Annotated in this window: 16 protein-coding genes; 8 read left to right on the top strand and 8 right to left on the bottom strand. The window is 72.9% G+C overall.

The annotated features are described in order from the left end of the window. Positions 1–95: 95 nt before the first annotated feature. The 6 genes from IE096_RS11780 to IE096_RS11805 form a co-directional block, all read right to left on the bottom strand. Complete coding sequence (locus IE096_RS11780; RefSeq protein WP_126916123.1) at positions 96–434, bottom strand: DUF3817 domain-containing protein; 339 nt, start codon at positions 432–434, stop codon at positions 96–98. Positions 435–482: 48 nt separating this feature from the next. Then, positions 483–1,034 carry a MarR family winged helix-turn-helix transcriptional regulator gene (locus tag IE096_RS11785; protein WP_189451377.1) on the bottom strand — a complete coding sequence of 184 codons (552 nt, stop codon included), beginning with the start codon at positions 1,032–1,034 and terminating at the stop codon, positions 483–485. Positions 1,035–1,108: 74 nt separating this feature from the next. Next, a complete protein-coding gene (locus IE096_RS11790; protein WP_189451378.1) occupies positions 1,109–1,459 on the bottom strand; it encodes a hypothetical protein in 351 nt (116 codons plus the stop codon). 26 nt (positions 1,460–1,485) lie between these two features. Then, complete coding sequence (locus IE096_RS11795) at positions 1,486–3,030, bottom strand: MFS transporter (RefSeq protein ID WP_189451379.1); 1,545 nt, start codon at positions 3,028–3,030, stop codon at positions 1,486–1,488. Positions 3,031–3,115: 85 nt separating this feature from the next. Continuing rightward, complete coding sequence (locus IE096_RS11800) at positions 3,116–3,412, bottom strand: MTH1187 family thiamine-binding protein (RefSeq protein ID WP_189451380.1); 297 nt, start codon at positions 3,410–3,412, stop codon at positions 3,116–3,118. Beyond that, positions 3,409–3,753, bottom strand: a complete 345-nt coding sequence (locus tag IE096_RS11805; RefSeq protein ID WP_189451381.1) for a DUF3817 domain-containing protein — start codon at positions 3,751–3,753, stop codon at positions 3,409–3,411. Before IE096_RS11805 ends, IE096_RS11800 begins: the two co-directional genes overlap by 4 nt. A 170-nt stretch (positions 3,754–3,923) precedes the next feature. Here IE096_RS11805 and IE096_RS11810 point away from each other — a divergent pair, with 170 nt between their 5' ends. The 4 genes from IE096_RS11810 to IE096_RS11825 all read left to right on the top strand — a co-directional run bounded on the left by IE096_RS11810 (position 3,924) and on the right by IE096_RS11825 (position 6,557). Then, entirely contained in the window at positions 3,924–4,562 is a 639-nt protein-coding gene (locus IE096_RS11810; protein WP_189451382.1) for an AIM24 family protein, read from the top strand. Continuing rightward, complete coding sequence (locus IE096_RS11815) at positions 4,562–5,212, top strand: AIM24 family protein (protein WP_189451383.1); 651 nt, start codon at positions 4,562–4,564, stop codon at positions 5,210–5,212. Before IE096_RS11810 ends, IE096_RS11815 begins: the two co-directional genes overlap by 1 nt. After that, entirely contained in the window at positions 5,209–5,976 is a 768-nt protein-coding gene (locus tag IE096_RS11820) for an AIM24 family protein (RefSeq protein ID WP_126916114.1), read from the top strand. The genes IE096_RS11815 and IE096_RS11820 overlap by 4 nt, the downstream gene beginning before the upstream one ends. A 107-nt stretch (positions 5,977–6,083) precedes the next feature. Further along, positions 6,084–6,557: a MarR family winged helix-turn-helix transcriptional regulator gene (locus IE096_RS11825; RefSeq protein ID WP_126916113.1), complete on the top strand. Its 474-nt coding sequence runs from the start codon at positions 6,084–6,086 to the stop codon at positions 6,555–6,557. A 103-nt stretch (positions 6,558–6,660) separates the two neighbouring features. On the opposite strand, the gene meaB is transcribed toward IE096_RS11825, so the two are convergent. Both meaB and IE096_RS11835 read right to left on the bottom strand, forming a co-directional pair. Further along, positions 6,661–7,623: a methylmalonyl Co-A mutase-associated GTPase MeaB gene (gene meaB, locus IE096_RS11830; RefSeq protein WP_189451384.1), complete on the bottom strand. Its 963-nt coding sequence runs from the start codon at positions 7,621–7,623 to the stop codon at positions 6,661–6,663. A gap of 38 nt (positions 7,624–7,661) precedes the next feature. Beyond that, a complete protein-coding gene (locus IE096_RS11835) occupies positions 7,662–8,879 on the bottom strand; it encodes an acetyl-CoA C-acetyltransferase (protein ID WP_189451385.1) in 1,218 nt (405 codons plus the stop codon). Between the two features lie 140 nt (positions 8,880–9,019). Between IE096_RS11835 and mce the strand changes: the two genes are divergently transcribed. The 4 genes from mce to IE096_RS11855 all read left to right on the top strand — a co-directional run bounded on the left by mce (position 9,020) and on the right by IE096_RS11855 (position 16,926). After that, entirely contained in the window at positions 9,020–9,460 is a 441-nt protein-coding gene (gene mce, locus IE096_RS11840; protein ID WP_189451386.1) for a methylmalonyl-CoA epimerase, read from the top strand. A 185-nt stretch (positions 9,461–9,645) separates the two neighbouring features. Then, a complete protein-coding gene (scy, locus tag IE096_RS11845) occupies positions 9,646–14,706 on the top strand; it encodes a polarized growth protein Scy (protein WP_189451763.1) in 5,061 nt (1,686 codons plus the stop codon). Positions 14,707–14,830: 124 nt separating this feature from the next. After that, a complete protein-coding gene (locus IE096_RS11850; protein ID WP_189451387.1) occupies positions 14,831–15,769 on the top strand; it encodes a coiled-coil domain-containing protein in 939 nt (312 codons plus the stop codon). Between the two features lie 167 nt (positions 15,770–15,936). Further along, entirely contained in the window at positions 15,937–16,926 is a 990-nt protein-coding gene (locus IE096_RS11855; RefSeq protein ID WP_189451388.1) for an ABC transporter ATP-binding protein, read from the top strand. The last annotated feature ends 1 nt before the right edge of the window (position 16,927 follow it).

Genomic DNA, 16,927 nt, shown 5'->3' on the forward strand with positions numbered 1-16,927 from the left:
GTCCTAGTAAATCCTCGCGCAAGAACGCCCCGGACACAAGGGACGTGTCCGGGGCGCGCGAGCCGAGCCGCCGAGGTGACTTCCGGCCGGGGCCGTCAGGCCCGTACGGGACCGGCCGCCTCGTCCGTGACCAGCGGCTCCAGCTCGCGGGAGACCTTGCGCTCGACCACGAAGGCGGCGCCCGGGATGGTGCCGGCGATCAGCACCCACGCCAGCTTGCCGAACGGCCAGCGGGCCTTGGAGCCCATGTCGAAGGCGAAGACCAGGTAGAGGACGTACAGCCAGCCGTGGGCGATGGCCACGACCCGGGTCGGGCCCGCGGCGCCGTCCATGTCCAGCAGGTACTTGGCGATGACGCCGATCGTCAGGAGGACCAGGAGGACACCGGTGACGTACGCCATCACGCGGTAGCGGGTCAGCACGCTCTTCTTCATGCAGGCGAGCGTAACGGTATGTTCCGGGGCGATCTTCGCCGCCCCGCCCTACGCGTTCTCGTCGGCGGCGTTCTCGTCGGCGGCGGCGTCGCCCTCCTCCGTGAAGTCGTCCGCCGCCACCCGCAGGGGGCGCAGCACCCGGAAGATCTCCGCGCACTCCTCGGCGTCGTACGCGCCGAGACCGAAGTCCATCGCCATCAGGTCCCGGGTGGCCGCGTCGACGACCTCACGGCCCTTGTCGGTGATCGAGGCGAGCGTGCCCCGGCCGTCGTTGGGGTTGGGGCGCTTGTCCACGAGACCGGCCGTGACCAGCCGGTCCACGGTGTTGGTGACGGAGGTCGGGTGGACCATCAGCCGCTCGCCGATCTTCGACATCGGCAGCTCGCCCGCCTTGGAGAAGGTCAGCAGCACCAGCGCCTCGTAGCGCGCGAAGGTCAGCCCGTACGGCTTGACGACCGCGTCGACCTGGCCCAGCAGGATCTGGTGGGCCCGCATGATCGAGGTGATCGCGGCCATGGACGGCACGGACCCCCAGCGCCGCTTCCAGAGTTCGTCGGCGCGGGCGATGGGATCGAAGGGGAGGCTGAGCGGCTTCGGCACGGCATCGAGCGTACCCGCCGGGCCCCTCCCGACCGGGCCCGTCCCGGAATTCGGACACCCGCCGTCACGCGCCGCTACGCGTCCGCGACGGCCTCCCGCACCAGCTGCACCGCCGCCTTCAGGCTCAGCCCGGGCTCGGCCCGGCGCACCGCCCGCACCGCGTGCACCTCCTGCTCGCGCGGGTCCACACCGGCCGCGGCGAGGACGCCGCGCGTCCACTCAGCGCGGACCTCGCGCTCGGGCCGGGCCGCGTGCAGCGCGATCAGCGCCGCGGCCCGCTCCAGGCCCGGCCGCTCGGCCTCGCTCGCGGTCTCCAGGGCCTCGCGCACGGCGTCGGCCACGGCCTGCGAGTCGCGCAGGACGACGACGCCGGGGTCGAGGCTCCCGCCCTTGTCCTTGCCCTTGTCCCTGCCCTTGCCGAACACGGGCTCCCCCTTCGGTGGTTCCTTGATCAGCGAGATCGTACGACTTCGCGGACGACCACCGTGACGGCCACCGTCCCGAGGAGCCCGGACCCGGCGACCACCAGGTGCACGGGGACGAACTCCGCCGCCGCGCCGGCCAGGGCCATGCCGAGGCCCTGGATCGTCATCGTCCCGGCCGACAGCACCGTCATCGCGCGGCCGCGCAGCTCCTCGGGTACGGCGGAGATGAACCACTGGTCGGCGCCCAGCGTGTACGCCGTCCCGGCCCCGGCCACCGCGGCCAGCAGCAGCGACCAGCCGAGCGAGGGCCGCAGCGCGTAGAGGAGGAACGGCAGGAGCAGCACGGCCGCCAGCGGCAGCGCGATCCGCTCCCGTGTGCGCGGCCGGAGCAGGGCCCCGGCGAGCACCTCGCCGGTGATCGCGCCGACCGGCATGGCGCAGAGCAGCAGCCCGGTGGCGGTGGAACCGGCGCCGAGGTCGTGGGCGTAGGGCGCGGCGAGGGACTCGGGGGTGACGAGGAAGAACGGGGGGATCCAGGAGAGGAGGACGAGGGCGCGTATCCGGCGGTCGGCGAACAGCTCCCGTATCCCGGCCAGGGAGGCCGCCATCAATCCGCCTCCGCCGGCGGCGGAACGGGCGGGCCGCCTCCGGGTGCCGAGGCGCAGCAGGGCGGCCGAGGCGAGGAAGCCGGCGGCCGTGGCGACGAGCGCGGTGCGGGGCGCGACGACCGTCAGCAGCACCCCGCCCGCCGCGAAGCCGACGAGCTGGGCGCCCTGTGCGACGACGCGCAGCAGCGAACGCCCGAGGACGAAGCGGTCGCCCTCGCCGAGGATGTCGCCGAGCGTCGCCGCGCGCGTCCCGGCGAAGACGGGCGCGACGGCGGCGTTGACGCACCGCAGCGCGAGCAGCGCGGCCACCGGCGTGCCGGGCAGCGCCATGACGACGGCACCGGCGGCGCACAGCAGATCGCAGGTGACGAGGACGCGGCGTGCGGGACGCCGGTCGGCGATCCCGGCGAGCAGGGTGCCGCCGAGAACGTACGGCAGGAACCCGAGCGCGAAGGTGAGCGCGCTGAGCAGCGGCGAGCCGGTCAGCCGGTAGACGAGGACGGACAGCGCGATCTCACCGACGACGATGCCGAGCAGGGACAGCACGTGCGCGGCGAAGACGGCCCGGAACTCGGGCACGGCGAAGACGGCTCTGTAGGGCGAGCGCGGCGGAACGGTTGACGTCGTGGACATGCCCGACAGCGTGCTGGGGGACGGGCGGCCGCTCCAGTCTTTTTCGGCCTCAGCCGAAAGAAAGGATCTTGGCGCGCCGTTCCACATGCGCGGGTCAGGGGTGGGTCTCAGACCCGGGCCTCCGACGAGGCCGGGGACTCTGGCGTCGACCGGCCCCTCGCGGAACCGGTGTTCACCGGAGCGGATGACGAGCGCGCCGGTGGGGTCGGCCGCGAAGTGGAGGTCCGAGGCCAAGTGCTGGTGGGTGCCCAGGTAGTCGACCACGCAGCGGAAGGTGCGGACGAAGGTCACGGTCTCGCGGCCGTAGGAGTCGAGGTCATACCAAGCCACTGCCGGCAGTTGCCGCGGCGCGCCGAAACGGAAAGCGCCCTCCCCCGCGCGGGGAAGGGCGCCCAATACGCAGCTAACCCGGCGGTCAGCCCTCCGAGAGGTACCGCTCCACCGTCTCGACCTTCGACGTCAGCCCGTCCGTCACTCCCGGCCGGATGTCCGCCTTGAGGACGAGGGAGACGCGCCCGCAACGGGCCTCGACCGCAGCTACGGCGCGCTTGACGACGTCCATGACCTCGTCCCACTCGCCCTCGACGGACGTGAACATCGCGTCCGTACGGTTCGGCAGGCCGGACTCGCGGACGACGCGCACCGCGTCGGCGACGTATTCGCCGACGTCCTCGCCGACGCCGAGCGGCGACACGGAGAAGGCGACGATCATGCGTTCACCACGCCTTCCTTGCGGGCACGGGCGGCGATGACCGTGGCCTCGGCCTCGCGGCGGAGCATGCGGTCGGCGAAGAAGCCGCCGGTCGGCAGGACGGAGAGGACGAAGTAGAGGGCGGCGGTCTTCAGCTCCCACTTGGTGCGGGACCAGGCGTCGATCCAGAAGACGACGTAGATGATGAAGAGGATGCCGTGGATCGCGCCCATCACCGGCACCGCGTTGAAGTCGGTGGTCCGCTTGAGCACCGAGCAGAGCATCAGGAGCAGGAAGGAAACACCCTCCGGCACCGACACCAGGCGGAGCCGACGCAGGGCGGAGGCGGTCTTGAGGTCCACGGGGCACACCTTCGGTCGCTAGTGGCGGGACGGTCACAGCTTGTGATGGCGTTCACAAGCCGCTCCATTGTCGCAGTACTGCTACGGATCACGGGCTCCGGGTCCGTTCCGGGCGTTCCGAGGGCCATGGGGCCTGTTGGAGCCGTATGTCCGCCCGCTAGCGTCTGGGCGTGGCTCAGTTTCGGCTCCACGGGAGCAAAGTCCTCGCCGTCGACATGACGGGGGACGCGGTCAAGGCCAAGAACGGCTCGATGGTCGCGTACGAGGGCGAGATGGCATTCAAGAAGATGACGGGCGGCGGTGACGGCCTGCGCGGCATGGTGACGCGCCGGCTCACCGGCGAGCAGATGGAAGTCATGGAGGTGAAGGGACACGGCACCTGCTACTTCGCCGACCGGGCGAGCGAGATCAATCTCGTCGCGCTGCGCGGGGAGACCCTCTACGTCGAGTCGAGCAACCTTCTGTGCACCGACTCCGCCCTGCGCACCGGCACGACGTTCACCGGCCTGCGCGGCGCCTCGCAGGGCAACGGCCTGTTCACCACGACCGTGGAGGGCACCGGCCAGGCGGCGATCCTCTCCGACGGCACGGCGATCGTGCTGCGCGTGACCCCGCAGACGCCCCTCCAGGTCGACCCGGGCGCGTACATCGCCCACACCGGCCGGCTCAAGCAGCACTTCCAGTCGGGCGTCAATTTCCGCACCTTCATCGGCGAGGGCTCCGGCGAGGCGTTCCAGATCCGCTTCGAGGGCGACGGGCTCGTCTACGTCCAGCCCAGCGAGCGCAACACCATCGGGGGTGACATCTGATGCCCTTCCGGCTCCTCAACTCACGGATGGTCGAGGCCCAGGTGGTCCCCGGGCAGCGGCTGTTCAGCCAGCGCGGCGCGATGCTCGCCTACAAGGGCGACGTCTCCTTCACCCCCAGCATCACCGGCGGCCAGGGCGGCGTCATGGGGATGATCGGCCGCCGGATCGCCAACGAGGCCACGCCGCTGATGTCCGTGGAGGGCAGCGGCACGGTCATGTTCGGCCACGGCGGCCACCACGTCCACGTCATCGAGCTCACCGGCGACACCCTCTACGTCGAGGCCGACCGGCTGCTCGCCTTCGACGGCACGCTCCAGCAGGGCACGATGTTCATGGGGTCCCAGGGCGGTGTGATGGGCATGGTGCGCGGCCAGGTGACCGGCCAGGGCCTGTTCACCACCACCCTCAAGGGGCACGGCGCGGTCGCCGTGATGGCCCACGGCGGCTTCATCGAGCTGCCGATCACCGCCGGGCGCCCGGTCGTCGTCGACCCGCAGGCCTATGTCGCCCACCGGGGCGAGGTCCGCAACAAGCTGTCGGCCGCGATCGGCTGGCGCGAGGTCGTCGGCCGCGGCAGCGGCGAGGCCTTCCGGCTCGAGCTGTCGGGCCACGGCACGGTGTACGTCCAGGCGTCGGAGGAGAAGCTGTGACCGGCCCCGTCATCCACGACGCGTCGACGCTCCCGAGCAACGACAACGTCAACCCCTACACCTTCAGCGTCGACCTCAAGGGGCAGTGGTTCCTGCAGAAGGGGAAGATGATCGCCTACTACGGGCAGATCAACTTCCACGGCATCGGCCACGGCCCCCTCGACCGGCTGATCGCCGGCAGCTTCCACTCCCCCCTCCACGCGGCGGACTGGGTCGTCGCCGAGGGCCACGGCAAGATGCTGCTCGCGGACCGCTCCTTCGACGTCAACTCCTATGACCTCGAGGACGGCAACCTCACCGTTCGCTCCGGCAATCTGCTGGCCTTCGAGCCCTCGCTCTCGCTCAAGCAGTCGATCATTCCGGGCTTCCTCACCCTGATCGGCACGGGGAAGTTCGTGGCCGCGTCCAACGGCCCGGTCGTCTTCGTCGAGCCCCCGGTCCGCGTCGACCCGCAGGCCCTGGTGGGCTGGGCCGACTGCCCGTCCCCCTGTCACCACTACGACCACCAGTACCTCAAGGGCGTCATGGGCGGTGTCCGGCGGCTGACGGGACTGGGCGGCGCGTCCGGCGAGGAGCACCAGTTCGAGTTCGTCGGCGCGGGCACGGTGCTGCTGCAGTCCACCGAGCAGCTGATGGCCGACATCGCCACCGGCGAGGGCCCGCCGGACGAGGCGGGCGTGCCGCACGGAACCTCCGGGAATCAGTCAATGTCCCCGCGTTTGCCGGGCCAGCTGGGCGACCTCCAGCGCCGCTTCGGGCTGTGAGCGGTACCCTGCGGAGTGTGACGGGTCGAACACACGACCTGCCACCTCGCACGTGCGCACCGCACCTTCATTAGTTAATCTTTCAACTTCTTAGGTAGACTCCCTCTATGGACACCGAGAACGGCACCCGCTGGCTCAGCGACGAGGAGCAGGCCGCCTGGCGTGCCCACCTGTACGTGAGCCGGCTGCTGATGCACCAGCTCGAACGGGATCTCCAGCCGTTCGGCCTCACCAACAACGACTACGAGATCCTGGTCAACCTCTCGGAGTCGAAGGACCACCGGATGCGGATGAGCGATCTCGCGACCGCCACGCTCCAGTCGAAGAGCCGCCTCTCCCACCAGATCACCCGTATGGAGAACGCGGGCCTGGTCCGCCGCGTGAACTGCGAGTCCGACCGTCGTGGCCTCTTCGCGGTCCTCACCGACCACGGCTGGAAGACCATGCGCGAGGTCGCCCCGCACCATGTGGCCTCCGTGCGCGAGCACTTCATCGACCTGCTGTCGCCGGAGGAGCTCAAGGCGCTCCACGAGTCCCTGGCGCCGGTCGCGAAGCACCTGCGCACCACGCGCGCGAAGTAGCGAAGCAGCCGACAGGCGGGTCGGCAGCGCGGTCCTCACACTCTCCGGGCGGAGAGGGGAGGTCCGCGCTGTCAGCCCGCCGTCTCGTCAGCCCGCCGTTTCGTCAGCCCGCCGTCGCCGTCAGCCCCGCCACCAGTTCGTCCGCCGCCGCGTACGGGTCCAGCGTCCCGCCGACCACCCGTTCCGCGAGCGCGCCCAGGCGCCGGTCGCCCCGCAGGTCGCCGATGCGCTCGCGCAGCGCCGTGACGGCGATGGTCTCGATCTCGTGGGCGGCGCGCCGGAGCCGCCGCTCCGCGAGGACGCCCCGCTCCGCCATCCACGCGTGGTGCTTCTCCAGCGCCGCGACGAACTCGTCCGTGCCCTCGTTCCGCGCGGCGACGGTCTTCACGATCGGGGGCCGCCAGTCGCCCGGGGTGCGGGCCTCGCCCAGGCCCAGCATGTGGTTGAGCTCCCGGGCCGTGGCGTCGGCGCCGTCGCGGTCGGCCTTGTTGACCACGTAGACGTCGCCGATCTCCAGGATGCCCGCCTTGGCGGCCTGGATGCCGTCGCCCATCCCGGGGGCGAGGAGCACCACGGACGTGTCCGCCTGGGAGGCGATCTCCACCTCCGACTGGCCGACGCCCACCGTCTCCACCAGGATCACGTCGCACCCCGCCGCGTCCAGGACGCGGATGGCCTGCGGGGCGGCCCAGGCGAGGCCGCCCAGATGCCCCCGGGTGGCCATGGAGCGGATGTAGACGCCGGGATCGGACGCGTGCTCGGACATCCGGACCCGGTCGCCGAGCAGCGCGCCGCCGGAGAACGGCGAGGAGGGGTCCACCGCGAGGACGCCCACCCGCCTGCCCTGCCGGCGGTACGCGCTCACCAGCGCGGACGTCGACGTGGACTTGCCGACGCCCGGGGAGCCCGTCAGGCCCACCACGTACGCGCCGCCGGTCAGCGGGGCGAGGGCCGCCATGACCTCGCGGAGCTGCGGTGACGCCCCCTCCACCAGGGAGATCAGCCGGGCCACGGCGCGCGGCCGCCCTTCCCGGGCCTGCTCGACCAGTGCGGGGACGTCCACCATCAGGGCTTCCTCCTCGGGGGACCCGTCTCGGGCCTACCTCACTTGTTGTTGCCCGGCACGCGGAGGATCAGGGCGTCGCCCTGACCGCCGCCGCCGCACAGCGCGGCGGCGCCCACACCGCCGCCCCGGCGCTTGAGCTCCAGCGCGAGGTGGAGCACGATCCGGGCGCCGGACATGCCGATGGGGTGGCCGAGCGCGATCGCTCCGCCGTTGACGTTCACCTTTTCAGGGGATACGCCCAGATCCCTCATGGACTGCACGGAGACCGCCGCGAAGGCCTCGTTGATCTCGATCAGGTCGAGGTCGTCGACGCCGAGGCCCTCCTTGCGCAGGGCGTGCCGGATGGCGTTGGACGGCTGGGACTGGAGGGAGTTGTCGGGGCCGGCGACATTGCCGTGGGCGCCGATCTCGGCGATCCAGTGGAGGCCCAGCTCCTCGGCCTTGGCCTTGCTCATCACGACCACGGCGGCGGCGCCGTCGGAGATCTGCGAGGCCGAACCGGCCGTGATCGTGCCGTCCTTGGCGAACGCGGGGCGCAGCTTGCCCAGCGACTCGGCGGTGGTCTCGGCGCGGATGCCCTCGTCCTTGTTGAAGAGGACCGGGTCGCCCTTGCGCTGGGGGATCTCCACGGGGGTGATCTCGGCGTCGAAGAGGCCGTTCTTCTGGGCGGCGGCGGCGCGCTGGTGGGAGAGGGCGGAGATCTCGTCCTGCTCGGGGCGGCCGATTCCCAGGCGGGTGTTGTGCTTCTCGGTGGACTCGCCCATCGCGATGTTCTCGAAGGCGTCCGTGAGGCCGTCGTGGGCCATGGCGTCGAGCATCTCGATCGCCCCGTACTTGTAGCCCTCGCGGGACTTGGGGAGCAGGTGCGGCGCGTTGGTCATGGACTCCTGGCCGCCGGCCACGACGACGTCGAACTCGCCCGCGCGGATGAGCTGGTCGGCCAGGGCGATGGCGTCGAGCCCGGAGAGGCAGACCTTGTTGATGGTGAGCGCCGGGACGGACATGGGGATGCCGGCCTTGACGGCGGCCTGGCGGGCGGGGATCTGGCCCGCGCCGGCCTGGAGCACCTGGCCCATGATCACGTACTGGACCTGGTCACCCCCTATCCCGGCCCGGTCGAGGGCGGCCTTGATGGCGAAGGCGCCCAGCTCGGCGCCGGAGAAGCTGCGCAGCGAGCCCAGCAGGCGGCCCATGGGCGTACGGGCACCCGCCACGATGACCGAGGTCGTACCGGATTTTCCGTGCGTACCAGACATGGGCGCGGCCCCTTCGAGCGGAGAGGGATGTTAACGGTCGTTGCCGTCAATGTACTGAGCGGTACGCCGCCCGGTCACCGGGCGGAAGGTGTGATCGCGCGCACGTTGCGTAACCGGGCGCGCGGCGGTGCACTGGACGCATGCTGACGCGAATCGACCACATCGGGATCGCCTGCTTCGACCTCGACAAGACTGTCGAGTTCTACCGTGCCACGTACGGCTTCGAGGTGTTCCACACCGAGGTCAACGAGGAGCAGGGCGTGCGCGAGGCGATGCTGAGGATCAACGGGACGTCGGACGGCGGCGCCTCCTACCTCCAGCTCCTGGAGCCCACCCGGGAGGACTCCCCCGTCGGCAAGTGGCTCGCGAAGAACGGCGAGGGCGTCCACCACATCGCGTTCGGCACCGCCGACGTGGACGCCGACGCGGCCGCCGTCAAGGACAAGGGCGTGCGGGTCCTCTACGACGAGCCGCGCACCGGATCCATGGGTTCCCGCATCACGTTCCTCCACCCCAAGGACTGCCACGGTGTGCTGACAGAACTGGTCACCTCGGCACCTTCCGTGCACAAGGAGCACTGACCCTCCCCTGCCCCGGCCGGTAGAGTGCAGGTTCGGCCGGGGTACCACGGGTTCGCCCATGGGTCCCGGGCCGGGCTGTACCGATGATCTGACACCATTTCTTCGGAAGGGCGGGCTCCGGGTTCACCACCGACGCAGTACGGGGCCGGCCGCCGACGCGATACAGGGGACGGATGGACCGCGCTGTGCGGGGCTACGAGCGCCAGGAGAGTCAGCTGGAGGAAGCCGACCACCTCTCGCAGTTCGAGGCCGAGATGAAGCGGCTGAAGACGGAGCGGGAGAAGGCGGTCCAGCACGCCGACGACCTCGGCTACCAGGTCGAGGTTCTGCGCGCCAAGCTCCACGAGGCGCGCCGCAATCTCGCCCACCGTCCCGCCTATGACTCGGCGGACATCGGCTATCAGGCCGAACAGTTGCTCCGCAACGCCCAGATCCAGGCCGAGCAGCTGCGCAGCGACGCCGAGCGCGAGGTGCGCGAGGCCCGGGCGCAGACGCAGCGGCTGCTCCAGGAGCAGGCCGAGCGCCAGGCCCGGATGGAGGCGGAGCTCCACGCCGAGGCGGTGGCCCGCCGGCAGCGCCTGGACGAGGAGCTGAACGAGCGTCGGCGCACCGTCGAGTCGCACGTCAACGAGAACGTGGCCTGGGCCGAGCAGCTCCGGGCCCGTACCGAGGCGCAGGCCCGCCGGCTGCTGGACGAGTCCCGGGCGGAGGCGGAGGCCGCACTGGCCGCCGCGCGCGCCGAGGCCCAGCGGCTGACCGAGCAGGCCAGCGGCCGGCTCGGGGCGGCCGCCGAGGAGGCCCGCGCGGAGGCCGAGGCGATCCTGCGCCGGGCGCGCGCGGACGCCGAGCGGCTGTTGACGGCCGCCTCCACGCAGGCGCAGGAGGCCGCCACCCACGCCGAGCAGTTGCGGACGGCCACGACGGCCGAGGCCGACCAGGCCCGGAGCTCCGCGGCCGAGCTGACGCGTACCGCCGAGGCGCGGATCCAGGAGGCCGACACGGCCCTGCGCGAGGCGCGGGCCGAGGCGGAGAAGCTCGTCACGGAGGCGAAGGAGGCCGCGGCCCAGCGGCTGTCCGCCGCCGAGACGGACAACGAGCAGCGCACGCGCACGGCGCGGGCGGAGATCGCCCGGCTGGTGAGCGAGGCGACGAAGGAGTCGGAGGCGCTGCGGGCCGAGGCCGAGCAGCTGCGCGCCGACGCGATCGCCGAGGCGGAGCGGCTGCGTACGGAGGCGGCCGCGGAGGCGCGCAGCGCCGTCGCCGAGGACTCCGCCGCCGCGCTGGCCAAGGCCGCCCGGACGGCCGAGGAGGTGCTGGCCAAGGCCACCGAGGACGCCCAGGCGGCGACGAAGGCGGCGGCCGCCGAGGCCGAGCGCATCCGCAAGGAGGCGGAGGCCGAGGCCGAGCGGCTGCGGGCGCAGGCGGCCGACACGGCCGAGCAGCTCAAGGGCGAGGCGAAGGACGACACCGCCGAGTACCGCAAGAAGACCGCCGAGCTCCAGGAGGAGGCGCGCCGGCTGCGGGCCGAGGCCGAGCAGCTGCGGGCGGAGGCGGTCGCCGAGGGCGAGCGGATCCGCGGTGAGGCGCGCCGTGAGGCGCTGCAGCAGATCGAGGAGGCCGCGAAGACGGCCGAGGAGCTGCTGGGCAAGGCCAAGGCGGACGCCGAGGAGACCCGGAGCGGCGCGGCCGCCGAGAGCGAGAAGACGCGTGCGGAGGCGGCCGAGCGCGCCGCGACGCTGCGCAAGCAGGCCGAGGAGGCCCTGGAGCGGGCCCGTGCCGAGGCCGAGGAGATGGCCGAGGAGGCCGAGGACCACGCCGAGCGGGTCCGTTCCGAGGCCGCCGAGGCGGCGAAGGCGACGCGCGAGGAGGCCGAGCGCGCGGCCCGGGCGCGGGCCGAGGAGGCCGCGGCCGAGCTGGAGCGGCTGCGGAGCGAGGCCGAGCAGCGCGTGGAGGCGGCGGAGACCGCCCTGCGCGAGGCGCGCGCGGAGGCGGAGAAGCTGCGCCGGGAGGCCGCCGAGGAGGCCGAGCGGCAGCGTACGGAGGCCGCGGAGCGGGCCCGGACGATCGGCGGCCAGGCCGAGGCCGACGCCGAGCGGCTGCGCGCCGAGGCGGCGGCGGAGGCGGCGGAGACCCGCGCCGAGGGCGAGGCCGCGGGCGCGCGGCTGCGCGAGGAGGCCGAGGCCGAGGCCGAGCGGCTGCGCACGGAGGCACAGGAGACCGCCGACCGGCTGCGTGCCGAGGCGAACGCCGCGGCCGAGCGGACGGCCGCGGAGGCCGCCGAGGCGCTGGCCGCCGCGCAGGAGGAGGCCGCCCGGCGGCGCCGGGAGGCCGAGGAGCTGCTCGGTGACGCCCGTACGGAGGCGCGCACCGAGCGCGAGGCGGCGCACGAGCAGAGCGAGGAGCTGCTGGCCTCGGCGCGCAAGCGGGTCGCCGAGGCGCAGGAGGAGGGCCGGCGCCTGGTCGAGGAGGCGGAGGCGCGGGCGGCCGAGCTCGTGGCCGCCGCCGAGCAGACCGCCCAGCAGGTGCGGGAGTCCGTGGCCGGGCTGCACGAGCAGGCCGAGGAGGAGATCGCCGGGCTGCGTTCGGCGGCCGAGCACAACGCCGAACGGACCGTCACGGACGCCCAGATCGAGGCGGACCGGGTCCGTGCCGACGCCTACGCCGAGCGGGAGCGCGCGGACGAGGACGCGGCCCGGACGCGCGGCGAGGCCAAGGCCGCCGCGGACGAGATGCGGGCCGAGGCCGAGCGGCTGTCGGCCGAGGCGTCGCGGGCCCTGGACGAGGCCCGCCAGGACGCGAACAAGCGCCGTGCCGAGGCCGCCGAGCAGGCGGACGAGCTGATCGCCGAGGCCATCGCCGAGGCGGAGAAGATGGCCACGGAGGCCACGCGCGCGCTGGACGAGGCGCGCGAGGCGGCCAACGGCCGGCGTACCGAGGCGGCGCTGCAGGCCGACGAGCTGATCGCCGAGGCGACCGCCGAGGCGGAGAAGATCGTCGCCGAGGCCGCGGAGCTGACGGAGACGGCGAAGGCCGACGCCGCTCGCTTCGAGGAGCGGGCGCGGGAGGCGGCGGACGCCCACCGCGCGGAGGCCGAGGCGGACGCCGACCGGCTGCGCGCCGAGGCCGCCCGTACCGTCGACGAGGCCCGGGAGGCGGCCAACAAGCGCCGCGCCGAGGCGGCCGAGCAGGCGGACAAGCTGATCGCCGAGGCCACGGCCGAGGCGGAGAAGATGGCCGCCGAGGCCGCCCGTACGGTCGAGGAGGCCCGCAAGGCCGCGGAGGTCCACCGGGCCGAGGCGGCGGCGGACGCGGACCGGCTGATCGCCGAGGCGGCCGAGATGGTCGAGGCGGCGCGCGCGGAGGCGGCCCGGTTCGAGGAGCGGGCGCGGGAGGCGGCGGACGCCCACCGCGCGGAGGCCGAGGCGGACGCCGACCGGCTGCGCGCCGAGGCCGCCCGCACGGTCGACGAGGCCCGGGAGGCGGCGAACGCCCGTCGGGCGGAGGCCGCGCTCCAGGCCGACGAGCTGATCTCCGAGGCTGTCGCCGAGGCGGAGAAGCTGGCGGACGAGGCCACGCGCACGCTCGAGGAGGCCCGGGAGGCCGCCGACGCCGAGCGGGCCGAGGCGGCGGCGGAGGCGGAGCGGCTGCGGGCCGCCGCGGCCGAGACGAAGGCCAAGGCGGACGAGCGGGCGGAGGCCGTGGTCGCCAAGGCGACGGCGGAGGCCGAGCGGCTGGTCGCGGACGCCTCCGCGAAGGCGCAGCAGATGCGTACCGACGCCTCCGACGCCCTGGCGTCGGCGGAGCAGGACGCGGCCCGGACGCGCGCCGAGGCCCGCGAGGACGCCAACAAGATCCGTGGCGAGGGCCGGGCGGAGGCGGAGCGGATCGTCAACGAGGCGGCCGAGCTGACGTCCTCCGCGCAGGACGACGCCGACCGGATCGTGGACGAGGCCCGGGAGGCGGCCAACAAGCGCCGTGCCGAGGCGGCCGAGCAGGCGGACAAGCTGATCGCCGAGGCCACGGCCGAGGCGGAGAAGATGGCCGCCGAGGCCGCCCGTACGGTCGAGGAGGCCGAAAAGGCCGCCGACGCGCACATCAACGAGGCCGTCGAGCAGGCCGACCGTGTCGTCTCCGAGGCGAACGCGGAGGCCGACCGGCTGCGTGCCGACGCCGACGCGGCGCTGGAGAACGCCCGTGCCGAGGCGACCCGGACCACCGACGAGGCCCGCCAGGACGCGAACACCCGCCGCGCGGAGGCGGCCGAGCAGGCCGACGCGCTGATCGCCGAGGCGACGGCGGAGGCCGAGCGGATGGCCGCCGAGGCCGCCGAGGCGCTGGCGGCCGCCCAGGAGAACGCCAACAGCACCCGGGCGGACTCCGCGCGGATCAAGGCGGACGCGGTCCAGGAGGCCGAGCGGCTGCGCGCCGAGGCGCGGGCCGAGGGCGAGCGGACGGTGGACCAGGCGCGGGACGCGGGCGCCAAGCGGCTCGCGGAGGCCGCCGAGCAGGCGGACGCGCTGGTCGCCAAGGCCCAGGAGGAGGCCGTGCTGGCGGCCACCGCGGCCGAGGAGCAGGCCGACGCCATGGTCGGCGCGGCCCGCAAGGAGGCCGACCGGATCGTCCAGGAGGCCACCGCCGAGGGCAACACGCTGGTGGAGCAGGCCCGTACGGACGCCAACACGATGCTCGCCGAGGCCCGTGGCGACGCCACGGCCATAAGGGACCGCGCCGACGAGCTGCGCGGCCGGATCGAGAGCGAGGTCGAGAAGCTCCACGAGCGGGCGCGCCGGGAGGCCGCCGAGGCGATGCAGTCGGCGGGCGAGCGCTGCGACAAGCTCGTCGCGGCCGCGACCGAGCAGCTGGCGAACGCCGAGGAGAAGGCGGAGAAGCTGCTGTCGGACGCCCAGAGCGAGGCCAGCAAGGTGCGGATCACCGCCGTGAAGAAGGCGGACGCGCTGATCAAGGAGGCGGAGCAGAAGAAGACCGCCGCCGTACGCGACGCCGAGCGCCTGCGCACCGAGGCTCAGGAGGAGGCCGCGCGGCTTCTGGAGGAAGGAAAGCGGGAGTTGGAGGTGCTCGTCCGCCGACGCGAGGACATTCAGCAGGAGATTTCCCGTGTCCAGGACGTGTTGGAGGCGTTGGAATCATTTGAGTCCCCGGGGGCGGGCGGCTCCAAGGACGGTGGGGTGAAGGCGACGGCCGGTGCCGGAGCTACTCGATCGGGTGGCAAGCAGGACCGAAAGTAGCCACTCAATCGAGGGGTCATTTTCCGGATTCCCCAACTGTCTTAAACCATCTGCCGGATGACACGCCGCTCACGCCCCTAGGATTCCTCTATCACCTCACCGGTTCTCCAATGACAGGAACCCCATGAGCGACACTTCCTCCCCCTTCGGCTTCGAGTTGGTGCGGCGTGGATACGACCGCGGCCAGGTGGACGACCGCATTACGAAGCTCGTAGCGGACCGTGACAGCGCACTGGCCCGGATCACCTCTCTGGAAAAGCGCATCGAGGAGCTCCACCTCGAGACGCAGAACGCTCAGGCACAGATCAATGACGCGGAGCCCTCGTACGCGGGGCTCGGCGCTCGCGTCGAGAAGATCCTCCGGCTGGCCGAGGAGGAGGCCAAGGATCTGCGTGAGGAGGCCCGGCGCGCCGCCGAGCAGCACCGCGAGCTGGCCGAGTCGGCCGCCCAGCAGGTGCGCAACGACGCCGAGTCGTTCGCCGCGGACCGCAAGGCGAAGGCGGAGGACGAGGGCGCCCGGATCGTCGAGAAGGCGAAGGGCGACGCCGCCTCGCTGCGCGCCGAGGCGCAGAAGGACGCGCAGTCCAAGCGGGAGGAGGCCGACGCGCTCTTCGAGGAGACCCGCGCCAAGGCCGCCCAGGCCGCCGCCGACTTCGAGACCAACCTCGCCAAGCGCCGCGAGCAGTCCGAGCGCGACCTCGCCTCCCGCCAGGCCAAGGCGGAGAAGCGGCTGGCGGAGATCGAGCACCGCGCCGAGCAGCTGCGCCTGGAGGCGGAGAAGCTGCGCACGGACGCGGAGCGCCGGGCGCGCCAGACGGTGGAGACGGCCCAGCGCCAGGCCGAGGACATCGTGGCCGACGCCAACGCCAAGGCGGACCGTATCCGCAGCGAGTCCGAGCGGGAGCTGGCGGCGCTCACCAACCGCCGCGACAGCATCAACGCCCAGCTGACCAACGTCCGCGAGATGCTGGCCACGCTGACGGGCGCGGCGGTGGCCGCGGCCGGCGTCCCCGGCGACGACGAGCCGATCAGCCGGGGCGTGCCGGCGCAGCAGAGCCGCTGATCACGTACCGCTCCATCGCTTCGCCGCTCCACGCACGCTGTATGACGCACGCTGTCGGGGGACCCTGTGCTCAGCGCGCCCTGTGCCGCCCGCCGGTGGCACGGGGCGCGTCGTCCTGTGCGGCGCCACCGGTGGCGGGGCCCGCCGGGCGCCCTTACCGTGGCTGAATGATCGAGCTCGAGGGGCTGACCAAGCACTACAGCGACGTCCGTGCCGTCGACCACCTCACGTTCACGGTCCGGCCCGGCATCGTCACGGGCTTTCTGGGGCCCAACGGGGCGGGCAAGTCGACGACCATGCGGATGATGCTCGACCTGGACAATCCGTCGAGCGGGACGGTCCGCATCGACGGCCGGCACTACCGGGAACTGCGCGACCCGCTGCGGGTCGTGGGCGCCCTGCTGGACGCCAAGGCCATGCACGGCGGTCGCAGCGCCTACAACCACCTGCTGTGCCTGGCGCAGAGCAACGGCATCCCCAAGGCGCGGGTGCGGGAGGTCCTGGACACGGTCGGCCTCACCTCGGTGGCCAGGAAGCGGACCAAGGGGTTCTCCCTGGGCATGGGCCAGCGGCTGGGCATCGCGGCGGCGCTGCTGGGCGATCCGCGGATCCTGATGTTCGACGAGCCGGTCAACGGGCTGGACCCCGAGGGCATCCACTGGATCCGCAATCTGATGAAGAGCCTCGCCACCCAGGGCCGTACGGTCTTCGTCTCCTCCCACCTGATGAGCGAGATGGCGCTGACCGCCGATCACCTGGTCGTCATCGGCCAGGGCAAGCTGCTCGCCGACACGAGCATGACCGACTTCATCAAGGAGAACTCCCGCTCCTACGTCCGGATGCGCTCCCCCGAGCAGGAGCGGCTGCGGGAGATCCTGCGCGGCGCCGGGATCGACGTCACGCCCGGCGAGGAGGGCGCGCTGGAGGTCGAGGGCGAGGACGCGGCGCACCTGGGCGAGCTGGCGGCGCGGCACCGGATCACCCTCCACGAGCTGAGCCCGCGCTCGGCCTCGCTGGAGGAGGCGTTCATGCGGCTGACGGCCGGCTCGGTGGAGTACCACGCCCATGAGAACCACCGCCCGCCGGAATCCCCGGCGCAATCCCCGGCGGGGCCCGGTGCGGGCTGGGGAGCCGACTGGCGCAAGAAGGGATCCTGAA

The organism is Streptomyces abikoensis (assembly GCF_014648775.1).
In the GTDB taxonomy this organism is placed as follows: Bacteria; Actinomycetota; Actinomycetes; order Streptomycetales; family Streptomycetaceae; genus Streptomyces; species Streptomyces abikoensis.